Below are 14556 nucleotides of genomic sequence, written 5' to 3'. Positions count from 1 at the left end.
AAACTATTGACAAAACAAAAATATAGTTTACAATAAAAACATGTATAACAAAAATATCAAAAACTATAAAAAGGCAATGCGTTTATGAAAAAGAAAACAGCAGTGGTATTTGGAACCTTTGCTCCGCTTCATCAAGGTCATATCGATCTGATCCAGCGAGCGAAGCGGCAGTGTGACCAGGTCTGGGTTGTCGTTTCAGGCTATGAGGGAGACCGAGGGGAGCAGGTAGGCTTAACGCTTCAAAAAAGATTCCGCTATATCCGAGAGGCCTTTCGTGATGACGAGTTGACCTCCGTTTGCAAGTTAGATGAGACCAATCTTCCCCGTTACCCTATGGGCTGGCAGGAGTGGTTGGACCAAATGTTAGCGGAGATTTCCTATGATGAAACCCAGCAAGAACTAATCTTCTTTGTGGGAGAAGCAGACTACCAGCAAGAATTATCAAATCGTGGCTTTGAGACTGTCTTGCAAGAAAGAAAGTTTGGTATTTCAGCGACTATGATTCGAGAAAATCCAAGCAAATATTGGAAATATATTGCTCAACCCTTCCGACGTCAGTTTACAAAGAAAGTGTTGATTATGGGAAGTGCTAGCAATGGGAAGACCACTCTAGCCAAGGATTTGGCAAGGTATTACGATGCACCCGTCAGTCTGGAATACGCACGTGAGTACCAGATCAAAAACAATGTCCGCGACGATGAATTGACTCCAAAGGATTACTATTATCTCCTGTTGGGGCAGTATGACCAGACCTCTAAGTTAATCGATAGCAATGCTAATAGGGGACTGGTGATAGCAGACACCAACTCCTTAGTAACCAAGGGCTACTATGATTATTACATGGAGACTGAGGACCAAGGGGACTTATCAGGAGAAACCTTTGACAATCTCTTTGCCTCGATCTTGGCTAAGGAAAAATGGGACTTGATTCTCTTTGTGCAACCTGTCGGCTCCTATGTCAATGACGGTTTTAGAGATATGACCATGGCAGAAGACCATATTCGTCATAGTTTTTCCCAGCATTTGGATCAGATGAGGGAGCGCTACTTAGCAAACATTCCACTAGTTTATCTAGCTGAGGATTATCTAGGAAATTATGAAGCAGCAAAAGTGGCTATTGATGCCATTTACCAAGCAGATTAGGAGAAAAATATGAAAAAACTAACTGAAAAAATCACACAATTTATCGAAAACTTTAAAAACGTCCATGCGGAAGCTCGTAAGATCGGTTTTGTAGGAATCATGCACTTGCTCTGGAAAGATCTATTTGTCGGCCGTAGCCTCTTCCAGTGGTTGTATCTCATCGTCCTGTCAAGTGTTCCCTTGATCTTGGAATTCACGCAAAATACAGAAAGTCATGACTGGATGAGCTTGTTTGCATCTTGGACTGGGATTGTCTGTGTTATCTTGGTAGCAGAAGGGCGTGCAAGCAATTATCTCTTTGGAGCTATTAACTCTGCTATCTATTTGATTTTGGCCATGAATGCGACTTTTTATGGCGAAGTTTTGACGACCGTTTACTTCTTTGTCATGCAGCCGATTGGTCTCTATGCTTGGCTGTCCAACCGTATCAATGACCAAGGAAAAGCAGAAGAATCTCACTTTGAAGCCAAGAAATTATCTGTGCTTGACTGGCTCAAGTACTTAGCCTTGACTGCTATCATTTGGATTGGTATGGGCTTAGCTTACCAAAGTATCCATAGTGCTCGCCCCTTCCGCGATAGTGTTACCGATGCGACCAATGGTGTAGGTCAACTCTTGATGACACGTCTCTACCGTGAGCAATGGATTTTCTGGATTGCAACCAATCTTTTTAGTATCTACCTCTGGTGGGGTGAAAATATCCATATCCAAGGGATGTACTGGGTTTACACACTCAATAGTCTAGTAGGTTGGTACCAATGGACCAAGGCAGTTCGTAAGGAGGCATAAAATGGCGGACACGATGATTCCAGCAGGGATGACAGAGAGAGAATATTTTGAAATTCATGCAAGTCAGGAGGAGTTTTTGGATTGGTACTACAAGCAGGAACTTCCTCAATACGAAAAACCAAGTGTGACGGTGGATATGGTAGCCTACTGCTTTGTCGAAGGAAAGATCAAGCTCTTATTAATTCGCCGCAAGGCTCACCCTTATCAAAACTGTTTGGCCTTAGTTGGAGGATTTATGGACAAGGGCGAAGATGCTGCGCATGCTTGTCAGCGTGAGGTAAGAGAAGAAGTCAATCTCGATCTTCCTTTGGAAAAAATCGAGCAATTGATGACCGTATCGACCCCAGGCCGTGACCCACGGGGCTGGACAGTGACCATTGCCCACTTGGTTTATTTGCCTAGTCGTGCATTAGAACTTGTTCAAGCAGGAGACGATGCCAAGGATGTTGTTTTCGTAGATGTCGATTTTCAGACAGGCAAATGCTACCTAGAGGGAGTGGAGTTGGAGGAGCAAGCCTTCGCTTTTGACCATTATGCCATTATCCAAGAGTCTATCAAACGGATCAAAGGTCGTCTCGACTGGAATCCGACCTTCCTTTATCTGCTGGAGGAGGAGTTCACTGTCTACGAAGGAACTGAACTGGTCAATCTTATCAACCCCGGTCGTCCAATCGTCAGCAATAACTTTCTTGTAAAATATGGAGAATATGTAGAAGAAGTTGGACTCAAACGAGTGCCTAAAAAGAAACCAAGAAAAACCTATCGATTGAAATAAAAAGCGAGGTCGGGAAAATTTCCCGACCTCTTTATGTACCATCATGAGATGGCTTTGCTGTTGCGAATGTTTTTAGGGATGGATATCTTTCTTAGAGTTGCTCATGATGTGAATGAATAAATCTTTGTATTTATATTTTAAATAGGTTTCGTGTAAATACAATAAAGCCACGTAGACAATCATAAAAACGATAGTTAAGAAGAAAAAATCAAATGTTGTTTGAGCGTAATGAGTAGCTGCCCCGTAAGAAGCGAAAGCATCTAAAATCAACCAAGGAAGATACTTATAATACTTATTTAGCATAAGAGTGCACCTCCTATATTCTATTTCACTGTTATTATATTCCTTTGTACTTAAAATTGCAAGCGATTACACAAAAACAAATTCAAATTTTTAATAGGAAAATCTCCTGTTTTTCTGTTTTATTACGAATAGAAGAGTAGGAGGAGTAAATGTATCTAAATTATGTGAGATTTTTAAAATAGTTTAGATAAATTGTTGACATATCTAAATCTCAATGTTACAATTATATTACAAAAAGATTTCATTATATTTCTAAAACATTACAAAGGAGTAGAAAAATGAAAAAGAAAACCTATATCAAATTGATGGCAGCAACTGTATTGGCTTCTACCTTGCTATTAGGAGCTTGTGGAAATAAAAAGGAAACAATTCAAGCAAGTAGTTCTGCTAAGACAAGCCAATCATCAAGCTCAGCAGCTTCTGCTAGCAAAGAAAGCAAGACTCAGAAGTCCTCAAGTTCAGCTTCATCTGAAAAGGCCAAGGCGTCTACTGATCAGTCTTCAGCAAGTGCGACACCTGAGCAAAGACAAGGTCAAGAAGTGTCTAATCAACAGGCAGCTAGTCAACAAACTCCTGCTCAGGCTCCGTCAACTCAACAGGCTTCTCAAGCCCAGTCTAACCAATCAAGCTATGATTCTACAACTGACCGCAAACTTCAAGATAAGCAAGCAGAGCAAAATAAACGCTACAAGGGTGTTTTAACCATGGTAGACGGAGATTTCTCAGCTGCAGCGGGTAACTGGAAGGGAGCTAATGGCGAAACCATTACAGTTTCATCAGGTGGTCAATTTACAGTAGAATCTGCTGATGGAAAGAAAGAAAATTACTCTATCAAAGGCTATTCTTATACTCTTGACGATGGTAAGTATAATGCCAAAATTGGTGGAGGAAAAGTCATCCAAATTACAACAGGAGCGGATGGTAAGGTTTCTAGTGTTGCTTTGAATCAATAATAGCTCTCAGTATTTGAATTTTTACAATCAAAAACCCGTAACCTTTAAGATAGTTACGGGTTTTTGTCTATTAAGCTTTCTCCAATTGCAAGAGGGCTTCAATCTCTGCTAGGGTGCTAGCTTGTGAAATAGCTCCACGGAGTTTGGCAGCGCCAGATGTTCCACGGAGGTAGTGAGGAGCGAGGCCACGGAATTCACGAACTGCGACGTTTTCCTCTTTGAGGTTAATCAAGCGTTTCAAGTGTTCGTAGGCGATTTTCATCTAGTCCTCAAAGGTCAAATCAGGTAGGATTTCTCCTGGCAGAAGATTGTATTAGTTATATCTCGAAAGAAAAAAGAATGAATTTAACTATAAAACCTATCTTATTGAATGAAAAAATGGTAGAATAAACATCAATATCAAGTGAAATATGGATTGTTACAAATAATGAAGTCAAAAATGTTTCGATTTTCTTTTGTTTTGTTATTTATTTTCTTTTTTTATTTTTCGTTTTCAATATTTAACCGAACGTACAGTGGAATCACCGTAGATAAACATGATAATGAGTGGATAGTTAGACAAGTCCATGATCTGGGAAGCTTTGCGAATCATCAAGAGATAATAGGGTCATCAATTATACAAATAGACGGTCAGAGTCCAGATAGTGATTTCTTGTTATCTCGATTTTTAATTGTTGAGCCTCTTCATTCTGTGACAGTGTTAAATCAAGGAATCTCAAAGATTTTAATAGTAGAATCTGAAAGAACAAGCCAAATTATCTTTCTTGTTTTATCAATCATTGCTTTTCTGATTCTACTGTTATTTTGCTTATACATAAAAGGCAGAAGTAGAGGAAAAACTGGGAAACGATATTTTTATTTTATTATTTATACTAGTCTGATGTTATTATCGATTATTCCATCAAGTATAGGAGATGTATTTGGTCGTAGTCTATTAATTTCATACTTGACTTTATTTCCATTATTCATGGATATCTTCATTAGAGTGTTAGTCTTAAAGATAAAAGGTTCAACAATTTCTAACTTTTCTCGTATTATACTGGGCTATTCACTCATCACTCAACTTTTGTTTGTTTATAATCTTATACAGCCCATTGATTTTTTGACCATCTTTTTTTCTAGGGGGGTATTTTATTTAGTATTTTTCTTTTTAGTTATCCTACTGTTAAAGATGCTTATAAATTACTCTCAGATAAGAGAAATGTTGCCAATTCATACCTTATTTTTAGCAGTTCTGGCTTTATTTCCTTTATTTTTTGGATATATTTTTCCGATTGGTAAGGAAGTTTCGTTTATTTATAGTATTCCTTTATTGTTGCTTATTTTGTTCTCTATTGTAAATAACTTGATACTAGAGCGACTGATATATGTTGCTTGGAAGTGGAATCCATTCATATATAACTTGATATTTGCCGTTTTTTTCACTAGTATAATTATTCTTTTTAGTCTGTTATTAAGAGAATTTTCTCCAATTTTTTTCGTTCTTTACACTTTTCTCTTTTCGCTAGCTTTGTTACCTGAAATAAGGAAAATGATGTTGATTAGCCATAAAATGGAGGGAATCTTTAGTAGTTTTCATACTTTTGTAGCTAGTGAATTGGAGAGGGAAGAAATTGCAACGTTTATACATGATACTACAATTCAGAAGGTTATTTATTATAAAAAGCAGTTAGAAATTAGTGAACAAATTAATAGGGGAGCTTTATTAGAGATGTTGGATGATATTGTCTTTGAATTAAGAGATTTATGTTCCAATATCTATCCTTTAATGGTGCATGAATTAGGGCTGAAAGAATCTATTACTAGCATATTAAACCAATTCATGAAGATGGAAACTGTTTCGATTATGACAACTTTTTCAATAGATGAAGAAAAAGTTAATGATAAAGTGGGCACGTTTGTATTAAGGACAGTTAAAGAACTAGTAAATAATAGTATTCTTCATGGGAATGCTAGAGAAATTACTGTAGATTTATCTACAAAAGAAAAGATTTTATCAATTGAAGTTATAGATGATGGTATTTTTAAGGAAAACCATCAGTCTAATGAACATCATTTTGGTTTAAATAGAATTGTAGAGAAGGTTCATTTATTGGGGGGAACTGTTCAGATAAATATAGAACCTACAAGTGTGAAGATACGAATACCTATAGAAGGGAAGAAAAATGATTCGTTTGGTTTTGATTGATGATCACAGTTTAGTATTACAAGGATTGGAGAACTATTTTTTAAAGGAAGATGATTTTAAAATTGTTGGTTCCTATACAGAAGTAGCAGATTTACTTCTTTGTCTCAAGCATGAAAAGGTAGATGTGCTAGTTATGGATTTTATGCTGAAAGGAGTAACGGCATTTGATGTTATTAGTCAAATAAATAGATTTCTGAATACAGTTCCCAAGATAGTTCTTTTATCAGGATTTTATGATACTTTGTTACATAAGAGAGCGATGGACTTTGGGATTCAAGCTTTTTTACCCAAAGAAAGTTCTTATTTGGATGTTAAAAGTGCAATTTATGCTGTTTATAAGGGCAATCATGTTATCCCAGATGGTTTGTTAGAAAAGCAAGAAAATAATCTATTGACAGATACGGAGTTAAGTGTATTGGAACTTATTGTAAAAGAATATTCTAATGAAAAGATAGCAAATAGTTTATTTGTCAGCAGGAGAACAGTAGATACCCATGTTTCAAATATTTGTTCAAAGTTGGGAGTGACGAGTAGAGTTGGAGCTGTACGTGAGGCTATTCGATTAAATCTAGTATCTTTATAATTTATCCTAAAAAGGCAAGAAGGTTTTCGTAAATTACGGATTCTTTCTTGTCTTTTTTTGTTTAAGATAGAATCAGTTTAAAAGATTGGAGAAGGATATGCTAACACTCTTCAAAAATCTCTTCAAACCACGTCAACGTCGCCTTGCCGTACTCAAGTACAGCCTGCGGCTAGTTTCCTAGTTTGCTCTTTGATTTTCATTGAGTATAACAGTAGATTATTTACTTGGAGACAATAAAAATCGCTATTTTGGTAGAGGACATAAGAGAACGACTTATGATGTTAATACTCTTCGAAAATCTCTTCAAACCACGTCAACGTCGCCTTGCCGTACTCAAGTACAGCCTGCGGCTAGTTTCCTAGTTTGCTCTTTGATTTTCATTGAGTATAACAGTAGATTATTTACTTGGAGACAATAAAAATCGCTATTTTGGTAGAGGACATAAGAGAACGACTTATGAAGTTAAGTTGAAAAATATTTTAGAAGGGGTTGGGTCTCTTCATCAGGAAGGTTTATGGTCTAGTAAACAATCTGAAATGATACAGCAGCACCTGAGTACATTAAATGGAATAGTATTAGCTCATTTATTTGGAAGTGAAATACTGAAAAGAATGGGAGTGAGCTTAAATCAGTATAGGTTAAGCCATTTTGAGATAAAGTCAGGGATAAAAGCTATAGAAGAATTGGTAAATTTAAAATTAGAATTACAAAATTTCAAAATGACGAACCAAGTAATTGAATTTGATTGCTTGGTAATGGATATGAAAGTTTGTTTAGGCTATCAATTATTAGAATATAAGGAAAATGTAGTTACTATAGGAGAACAAGGTAGAGATTTTTTATCAACTCATTTGAGAGATAGACAACATGATATATACGATGTTGAGTTTTCAGATAATAGTATATCTTGTAAGGCAGAGCAAGTACTGATCAAAGATATTGAATATAGTGGTGTAGGTAGTCTAGAAAAGAAGTATTATAGTTTGTTAGAACTTCTGATTATTTTTTCTCAAATGGCAGAGATGTTAGCCTACCATATAGAAGAGATATCTCGAGAAGAGAGCAATACCATGTGGATGAAGCAAGTGAGTGCAGACTTGAATTCACCAATTTTGAACGGAGTAGTAGAGCTTAGTGGTAGTGTTTCAAAAAATAGATTATTAAAAATTAGAGAAGAGCATTGGAAAGTCTACGAAATGTCTGGGTATGATGTAGATCATAAGGTAGTCTTTAAAAGTAAAATAGCTCAAAAATTACCTGATGGAGGGGGACAGTGATGGGAAATAGAGAATTAAGGTTAGTCATATCAGGCACTTATTCTACAGGTAAGACAACAACTGCTACAGCTCTTTCGATTGCAACGGGACTTCCCTTAATCGACGCTTTATCTGCGAGGGAAATTTTGACAGATTTATATCCTGGAAGAAGATTTCAGGATATGTCATCAACTGAGTTAATGGCACTGGGGTTAAAGCGTTTTGAAGAGAGAATTCGTACAGAAGGAATTTTATACAAGGAACATGGAAGTTTTCTATCAGATGGGTCAGTATTGAATGAATGGATTTACGGGACTGTTCGAATGAGGGTAGGAATTAACCCAGGATCAGCATTCATTCATCGATTGATGAAATCTATTTTAGGTCTTCCTGGTCGAACATTTTTCAAAAAATATTTGACTGCTTATGGAGTTGTCTCTAAGAATCATGCGAAATTGTGGTATACAGATGTTGTCCATCTACCAGTAGAGTTTGAAATGGATCCAGATGGGCATAGACCAGTATCTGAAGAGTATCGAAATTTATCAGATGAGGAATTATATGAAGCTTATAGGAATTTGGGTCTGACACCTTATTGTGTCAAAGGTAGTCAGAAAGAACGGTTAAATCAGATCATTCAACATTATGAGTTGCCAATAGTTGTTCCAGTAGATGAGGCTATTTCCTTAGCTGAAAAGGTTATACGAGAAAACAGGGAAGCAGTATCTAAACGTATCATAGAGCAGTATGAAGAGCCTACATTAAAGGAAAAAATAAAATTTATGACAAGATATTAGGAGTATGTATGATTCAGTTTCAAAATGTTAGTAAGATTTATAAGGTGGGGGAGCAAGAAGTTCGTGCTTTAGATCAAGTTAGTTTTTCCATTGAGAAAGGGAAATTTACAGTTATTTTAGGTCCATCAGGTTCAGGGAAAAGTACGTTACTAAATTTACTTGGTGGGATGGATCGTGCGACATCAGGAACCTTTATATTTGATGAGGAACTAGTAACAAAGTTTACGGATAAGGAATTATCTGCTTATCGAAAAGATAAGATTGGTTTTGTTTTTCAATTTTATAACTTAGTTCCAAGTTTAACGGCCAAGGAGAATATAGGTATTGCAGCCAATTTAGTGAAAAACAATAAAGAAATTGATATGTATTTAGATCAAGTTGGTTTACTTCATAGAAAAAATAATTTTCCTAATCAACTTTCTGGAGGTGAAATGCAACGTGTATCAATTGCACGGGCATTGGCTAAAGAGCCTAGTCTATTATTGTGTGATGAACCTACAGGAGCGTTAGATTCAAAGACAGGTGATAGTATTTTAACTTTATTGAAGGAAGTTTCTAGAAATGGGAATGCTGCAGTTGTAATGGTTACACATAATAGAGAGTTTGCTAAATTTGCAGATCGAGTTATATATTTGAAAGATGGAAGTATTGAAAAAATAGAGAATAATGAAGAGGTGCTGGGATGAGGTATCTTCATATAAAATTATTAAGAGATCTTCGGCAAAATTGGCAACAATTTTTCTCTGTTTTTCTGATGTCTCTATTAAGTGTATTAATCTTTGTAGGGCTACAAGGAGCTTGGCATGGACTTGAAAAGAGTCTAGAGAGTTATTTGAAACAATCTGAACTTCCTGTTGTTTGGGTTCAAGCGAGACAAATTGATGAATCAAAAATTAAGCAGGTTGAACTCTTATCTTCTGTTGAAAAAGTTGTCAGTAAAAAGAAAGGCTTTGCTAATATTGTTCGTTTAGACAAGACTGACGGACGAATCAATCTTGAAACGATTACAGATAATCAACTGGTTACAGTAACAGAAGGAAGTCCTTTTTCTGAGGGAAAACAAGATTCGATTTGGATTGATGGGAATTATGCGAAGAAGAATCATTTACAGATTGGAGATTCAATTTCTATTTCATCAAGGGGGAAACAGATAGATTTAGAAATTGTAGGATTTGTTCAGGCGACAGATAAGATTTATTTTACAGGTAGCATGGAATATATCGCTCCAAATCCTGACAATGATGCCTACGGTTATATTGCCGATAATGAAATTGCAAAAGGAATTCTGGGTTTATCGTCAGATAATGCCTTAGAAATTTATGGTTCTAAGGTAGATTTGCGAGGAGATTTAGAGTCTATTTTAGGGAGCGATTTAGTTTCTTATCAAGATCAAAAAAGTTTAACTGAAATATCAGAAGCTACTGATCGAGTGGGGCAAATTAGAAACTTATCTTACTTATTTTCTTTTATCTTTATTCTGTTAGCTATTTTGGCTATGTTTACAACTATTCAGCGTTTGATTGATGGCCAAACAAAAGAGATTGCTGTATTAAAGGCTTTAGGCTTTTCAAATCAAGCCATCAGTTTACATTATATTTTATTTGGCTTAGTAGTAAGTTTATTAGGAAGTTTCGCAGGCTTTGCTATTTCTCCATTGATGTCATGGTTTGTACTAGAAACTCAAAAGTCAATGTTTACACTTCCAAATTGGCAAATCTCTTATTCATATTCATCAATAGTCGTTGGTATTGTAGTCATTATTATTTGTGTTTTAGCTGCCTATTTAGCTTCTAGAGAGTCAGCTAGAGGCTTACCAGCAATATTTTTAAGAGGTAAAGAAAAACTTACTAAATCTGTCTTTGTGGAAAGATTTTCCTCTATCTGGCAACGAATTTCTTATCCTTCAAGATGGGCAATTCGGGATGCCTCGTTTAATCGTATTCGAGTTTTGATGGGAATCGTGGGAGTTGCAGGAAGTATGATGTTACTGATTGCTGGAATTGGTATGCCTGTATCTATGAATCATCTTGTTGATAAGGCATACAATGAAGATTTTTCTTATTCAAAACGACTGACCGTAGCGGATTATACCACTTCTAAGTCCAGATATGGTGGGCAAGGTGTACAAATTTCACAAGCACATTTTAATCCAGATGATGGCTACAATCATTTATTGATTATATTTGATGATGGAGATATGATCCAAGCAAAAACAGAGAGTGCTGATTCTTTGAAAGATGATGGTTTGTATGTAACTAGATCATTTGCCCGTTTAGCAGGTATTAAAGTCGGAGATTTTTTAAATGTGACTCCCTATCAAGATGGTCATACTTACAAGTTTGAAGTAAAAGGGATTGTCACAAGTGAAACCAATCAAGGGGCTTATCTTCATGCTAGAGTCTTTGCAAAAGCAGGGGGAGATTTTACTCCACATACTTTATTAGTTGGGCCGGAGGTGGACGAAGATACTATTAAGCAAGACAAAGGTGTTCTATCTGTCATTGAAAAAGGGAGCCAAGAAAAAAATGCCTATGATTTTGTATCTAGTTTGATGAGTGTATTTCTAATGATTATTGGCTTTGCCTTATTACTTGTTATTATTGTTCTCTATAATCTGGGTTCTTTAAACTTTGTAGAGAGAATGAGAGACTATGCTACATTGCAAGTATTAGGATTTTCTAATCAATATCTACAGAAGCTAACTCTTTTTGAGGCTATACTAACTACCTTTATTGGGTGGCTAGTAGGAATTCCTTTAGGCATATGGTTTTTGAAGGAATATGTAGCAACATTTTCGACGATTCGAATTGAGTATACCGCTTATGTCAGTATGTATGTTCTTGCTTTTGCTACGTTATTGGTTTGGTTTACATCTTTAGGGACTGCTTATTTTATTAGTCTTCGTATGAGAAAGATTGACATGATTAGTGCTCTAAAGGGGGTAGACTAGTAGAGTTAGTTCTGACTGAATCTATAGACATTTATAAATAATTGTTAATCATCGGTTCTAATACTCAATGAAAATCAAAGAGCAAACTAGGAAGCTAGCCGTGGGCTGCTCAAAGCATTGCTTTGAGGTTGTAGATAGAACTGACGAAGTCAGTGACCTATATACGGTAAGGCGACGCTGACGTGGTTTGAAGAGATTTTCGAAGAGTATAAGCTCCAAATTTACCTATTTGTGTTTCGGTTCACTGCATTACTGCATTCAAAATCCGTCAGCTCAAATAAGAGTTGACGGATTATTTTATACTTGTACTTGGGTTAAAAATTCTTCTGTAGTAAGAATTTGAGCAAACTCATCTTGTAGAGAAAGGAGATTAATCTCATGGATAGTCTCAGGAGAGATGGTTTGACCGTTTTTGTTAGATAGGGTAAAACTGGCAGTAGCATCTGCTAGTAAAGTGACTTCAAAACCAAGATTTGCTGCCATTCGTGTCGTAGTAGATACACAATGAGGCAGGGTCAAACCAACAATGACTAAATGACCAATCTGATTTTTTCGTAAATATGTTTCAAGATTTGTCCCAATAAAGGCGCTATTAACCGTTTTTTGAAAGACAGGTTCTGAGGTGACTGGCTCAAATCCACTTTTAAACACCTGATTTTGTTTGTTATGAAATTGTGATTGGGGATTGTCAGAAATATGTTGAATGTGTAAGACTGGAAGACCGTGTTTACGAAAGTATTCCAGTACTCTCAGTGCTTGATGTTCAGCTTGAGGGTTGTTTCGTTCTCCCCAAATAGGTCTATCAAATGCTTTTTGCATATCGATAATCAGTAGAGCAGTATGAACCATTTTAAGCCTTATCCAACTGCAAGAGTGCTTCAATCTCTGCTAGGGTGCTAGCTTGTGAAATAGCTCCACGGAGTTTGGCAGCGCCAGATGTTCCACGGAGGTAGTGAGGAGCGAGTCCACGGAATTCACGAACTGCTACGTTTTCTCCTTTGAGGTTAATCAATCGTTTCAAGTGTTCGTAGGCGATTTTCATCTTGTCTTCAAAGGTCAAATCAGGTAGGATTTCTCCTGTTTCAAAGTAATGGTTGATTTGGTTGAAGAGGTAAGGATTTCCCATGGCAGCGCGGCCAATCATGACTGCGTCAGCACCAACTTCTTCTATGCGTTGCTTGGCTTCTTGAACTGTACGGATGTCACCATTTGCGATGAAGGGAATCTTGGTCAGAGCTTGGGCAACCTTGTGCAGGGTCTCAAGGTCTGCGTGACCTGTATACATTTGCTCACGGGTACGGCCGTGCATAGCGAGGGCAGAAACACCTGCAGCTTCAGCAGCGAGGGCATTTTCTACTGCTAGAGATGGGTCAGCCCAGCCGGTACGCATCTTGACAGTAAGTGGAATATCAAGGACAGACTGGACCTTGTTGATGATAGAGTAGATCTTGTCAGGATCCTTGAGCCACATAGCGCCAGCTTCGTTCTTCACGATTTTATTAACTGGGCAACCCATGTTGATATCTACGATATCGGTTTTAGTGTTTTCTTGGATAAATTCTGCTGCGCGTGCTAGGCTGTCTTCATCGCTGCCAAAAAGTTGGATAGAAACAGGGTTTTCGCCTTCATCGATATGAAGCATGTGCAGGGTTTTTTCGTTGTTGTATTGGATTCCCTTGTCAGAGACCATTTCCATGACAACGAGTCCAGCTCCGAGCTCTTTTGCAATAGTACGAAAGGCTGAGTTAGTCACGCCAGCCATAGGCGCTAAAACGGTACGATTGGGAATCTCAACATTGCCAATCATAAAAGGTGTATTAAGATTTGTCACGAATGAGTTCCTCCAGGTCGTTTTCATCAAAGTTGTAAGTCGTTTGGCAGAATTGACAAGTGATTTCTGCCCCGTGGTCTTCCTCTTTCATTTCTTGTAAGTCTGAGCTTGGAAGGCTGGCAAGAGCGTTCATAAAGCGTTCATGGCTACAGTCACATTGGAAACGGATTTTTTCTTCAGAAAGACGCTTGTAGGCCTCGTCACCGTAGATAGCCTTTAGGAGGGCTTCGATATGGTCGTCGCTTTCCAGAAGGGTTGAGATAGCTGGCATTTCTTGGATGCGTTTTTCAAAGCGAGCAATCTCTTCTTCCTTGGCTCCTGGTAAGACTTGGACTAGGAAACCACCTGCAACCTTGACCTTGTCTTCCTCGTCCAAAAGGACATTGAGGCCGACTGCTGAAGGCGTTTGTTGGCTTTCAGTCAGGTAAAAGGCAAGGTCTTCACCGATTTCCCCAGAAATGAGGGGAGTCATAGAGTTGTAAGGATTTCCAGTGCCGTAGTCTGTAATAACGAGAAATTGACCATTTCCAACAAAAGGTCCGACTAGAACTTCACCAGTTGCAGTCTTTTTGATGTCAACACCAGGATTTTGAACGTATCCTTTGACGTTCCCCTTGGTATCAGCGACGGTGATGATAGCACCTAGAGAGCTAGATCCCAGTACCTTCACTGTTAGTTTAGTATTTCCTTTTTCATTGGCTGCGAGAATCTGGCTGGCGATAAGAGTTCGACCAAGTGCTACAGTTGAGCTGGCTTGGGTTTGATGTTTTTCTTGAGCAGTGCGGACGGTTTCTGTGCTGTCAAGGACAAAAGCACGAAAGGCTCCGCTTTCTGATATTGTTTTAATAATTTTATCCATAGCTACTATTTTAGCATAAAAATGCCCAAAGGGGGAGCCGTGTGTTTGCTGATTTTCAGGATAATGGACTAGGAAATTAGCAGGAAAATAAAAAGAGAAACAGATTATTTCAGCATTTGTAAGATTTAT

Annotated in this window: 14 protein-coding genes and 1 pseudogene; 10 read left to right on the top strand and 5 right to left on the bottom strand. The window is 37.5% G+C overall.

All coding sequences use genetic code 11. From position 1 onward, the window contains the following. Positions 1-84 precede the first annotated feature (84 nt). Genes SMIDD28_RS09915 through SMIDD28_RS09905 form a run of 3 tightly spaced genes read left to right on the top strand, consistent with a single transcriptional unit; the run spans position 85 to position 2707 of the window. Complete coding sequence (locus SMIDD28_RS09915; RefSeq protein ID WP_061425815.1) at positions 85-1143, top strand: AAA family ATPase; 1059 nt, start codon at positions 85-87, stop codon at positions 1141-1143. Between the two features lie 9 nt (positions 1144-1152). Further along, the gene (gene pnuC / locus SMIDD28_RS09910; protein ID WP_061425814.1) at positions 1153-1932 is read left to right on the top strand and encodes a nicotinamide riboside transporter PnuC; all 780 of its coding nucleotides are present in this window, start codon (positions 1153-1155) and stop codon (positions 1930-1932) included. A gap of 1 nt (position 1933) precedes the next feature. Continuing rightward, a complete protein-coding gene (locus SMIDD28_RS09905) occupies positions 1934-2707 on the top strand; it encodes an NUDIX domain-containing protein (protein ID WP_061425813.1) in 774 nt (257 codons plus the stop codon). A gap of 72 nt (positions 2708-2779) precedes the next feature. Here SMIDD28_RS09905 and SMIDD28_RS09900 read toward each other — a convergent pair whose 3' ends face one another. Continuing rightward, positions 2780-3010, bottom strand: coding sequence for a hypothetical protein (locus SMIDD28_RS09900; protein ID WP_061425812.1), 231 nt, complete (start codon positions 3008-3010; stop codon positions 2780-2782). 278 nt (positions 3011-3288) lie between these two features. On the opposite strand from SMIDD28_RS09900, the gene SMIDD28_RS09895 reads away from it, so the two are divergent. Next, positions 3289-3963 (top strand): hypothetical protein, encoded by a 675-nt coding sequence (locus SMIDD28_RS09895; RefSeq protein WP_061425811.1) that lies wholly within the window; start codon positions 3289-3291, stop codon positions 3961-3963. 70 nt (positions 3964-4033) lie between these two features. On the opposite strand, the pseudogene SMIDD28_RS09890 reads toward SMIDD28_RS09895, so the two are convergent. Continuing rightward, positions 4034-4261, bottom strand: a pseudogene (locus SMIDD28_RS09890) (tRNA dihydrouridine synthase DusB); the annotation flags it as partial. A 129-nt stretch (positions 4262-4390) separates the two neighbouring features. Here SMIDD28_RS09890 and SMIDD28_RS09885 point away from each other — a divergent pair. The 6 genes from SMIDD28_RS09885 to SMIDD28_RS09860 all read left to right on the top strand — a co-directional run bounded on the left by SMIDD28_RS09885 (position 4391) and on the right by SMIDD28_RS09860 (position 11737). Continuing rightward, entirely contained in the window at positions 4391-6151 is a 1761-nt protein-coding gene (locus SMIDD28_RS09885) for a sensor histidine kinase (RefSeq protein WP_061425809.1), read from the top strand. Further along, positions 6129-6734 carry a response regulator transcription factor gene (locus tag SMIDD28_RS09880; RefSeq protein ID WP_033689555.1) on the top strand — a complete coding sequence of 202 codons (606 nt, stop codon included), beginning with the start codon at positions 6129-6131 and terminating at the stop codon, positions 6732-6734. Before SMIDD28_RS09885 ends, SMIDD28_RS09880 begins: the two co-directional genes overlap by 23 nt. A gap of 380 nt (positions 6735-7114) precedes the next feature. Continuing rightward, positions 7115-8011 (top strand): AvrD family protein, encoded by an 897-nt coding sequence (locus SMIDD28_RS09875; RefSeq protein WP_155719333.1) that lies wholly within the window; start codon positions 7115-7117, stop codon positions 8009-8011. Further along, on the top strand, positions 8011-8787 hold the full coding sequence (locus SMIDD28_RS09870; protein ID WP_061425807.1) for an AAA family ATPase: 777 nt from the start codon (positions 8011-8013) through the stop codon (positions 8785-8787). Before SMIDD28_RS09875 ends, SMIDD28_RS09870 begins: the two co-directional genes overlap by 1 nt. 8 nt (positions 8788-8795) lie before the next feature. Next, positions 8796-9473, top strand: a complete 678-nt coding sequence (locus SMIDD28_RS09865) for an ABC transporter ATP-binding protein (protein WP_033689553.1) — start codon at positions 8796-8798, stop codon at positions 9471-9473. Next, complete coding sequence (locus SMIDD28_RS09860) at positions 9470-11737, top strand: ABC transporter permease (protein ID WP_061425806.1); 2268 nt, start codon at positions 9470-9472, stop codon at positions 11735-11737. The genes SMIDD28_RS09865 and SMIDD28_RS09860 overlap by 4 nt, the downstream gene beginning before the upstream one ends. A gap of 297 nt (positions 11738-12034) precedes the next feature. On the opposite strand, the gene SMIDD28_RS09855 is transcribed toward SMIDD28_RS09860, so the two are convergent. The 3 genes from SMIDD28_RS09855 to hslO are packed head-to-tail and all read right to left on the bottom strand — an operon-like array spanning position 12035 to position 14427. After that, a complete protein-coding gene (locus tag SMIDD28_RS09855; RefSeq protein WP_061425805.1) occupies positions 12035-12586 on the bottom strand; it encodes a cysteine hydrolase family protein in 552 nt (183 codons plus the stop codon). Position 12587: 1 nt separating this feature from the next. Then, entirely contained in the window at positions 12588-13568 is a 981-nt protein-coding gene (gene dusB, locus SMIDD28_RS09850; RefSeq protein WP_000183308.1) for a tRNA dihydrouridine synthase DusB, read from the bottom strand. Then, positions 13555-14427 carry an Hsp33 family molecular chaperone HslO gene (gene hslO / locus SMIDD28_RS09845; protein WP_061425858.1) on the bottom strand — a complete coding sequence of 291 codons (873 nt, stop codon included), beginning with the start codon at positions 14425-14427 and terminating at the stop codon, positions 13555-13557. The genes dusB and hslO overlap by 14 nt, the downstream gene beginning before the upstream one ends. Positions 14428-14556: the final 129 nt, after the last annotated feature.

The sequence above is a fragment of the Streptococcus mitis genome (genome assembly GCF_001579045.1).
Classification (GTDB): domain Bacteria; phylum Bacillota; class Bacilli; order Lactobacillales; family Streptococcaceae; genus Streptococcus; species Streptococcus mitis_D.
The sequence above is the reverse complement of the archived record's forward strand: the minus strand, read 5'-3'. Positions and strand labels throughout refer to the sequence as shown.

Bases quoted from the DNA above. Each gene is read 5' to 3' on its own strand.
- SMIDD28_RS09915 (WP_061425815.1), top strand. From the start codon at position 85: ATGAAAAAGAAAACAGCAGTGGTATTTGGAACCTTTGCTCCGCTTCAT.
- pnuC (WP_061425814.1), top strand. From the start codon at position 1,153: ATGAAAAAACTAACTGAAAAAATCACACAATTTATCGAAAACTTTAAA.
- SMIDD28_RS09905 (WP_061425813.1), top strand. From the start codon at position 1,934: ATGGCGGACACGATGATTCCAGCAGGGATGACAGAGAGAGAATATTTT.
- SMIDD28_RS09900 (WP_061425812.1), bottom strand. From the start codon at position 3,010: ATGCTAAATAAGTATTATAAGTATCTTCCTTGGTTGATTTTAGATGCT.
- SMIDD28_RS09895 (WP_061425811.1), top strand. From the start codon at position 3,289: ATGAAAAAGAAAACCTATATCAAATTGATGGCAGCAACTGTATTGGCT.
- SMIDD28_RS09885 (WP_061425809.1), top strand. From the start codon at position 4,391: ATGAAGTCAAAAATGTTTCGATTTTCTTTTGTTTTGTTATTTATTTTC.
- SMIDD28_RS09880 (WP_033689555.1), top strand. From the start codon at position 6,129: ATGATTCGTTTGGTTTTGATTGATGATCACAGTTTAGTATTACAAGGA.
- SMIDD28_RS09870 (WP_061425807.1), top strand. From the start codon at position 8,011: ATGGGAAATAGAGAATTAAGGTTAGTCATATCAGGCACTTATTCTACA.
- SMIDD28_RS09865 (WP_033689553.1), top strand. From the start codon at position 8,796: ATGATTCAGTTTCAAAATGTTAGTAAGATTTATAAGGTGGGGGAGCAA.
- SMIDD28_RS09860 (WP_061425806.1), top strand. From the start codon at position 9,470: ATGAGGTATCTTCATATAAAATTATTAAGAGATCTTCGGCAAAATTGG.
- SMIDD28_RS09855 (WP_061425805.1), bottom strand. From the start codon at position 12,586: ATGGTTCATACTGCTCTACTGATTATCGATATGCAAAAAGCATTTGAT.
- hslO (WP_061425858.1), bottom strand. From the start codon at position 14,427: ATGGATAAAATTATTAAAACAATATCAGAAAGCGGAGCCTTTCGTGCT.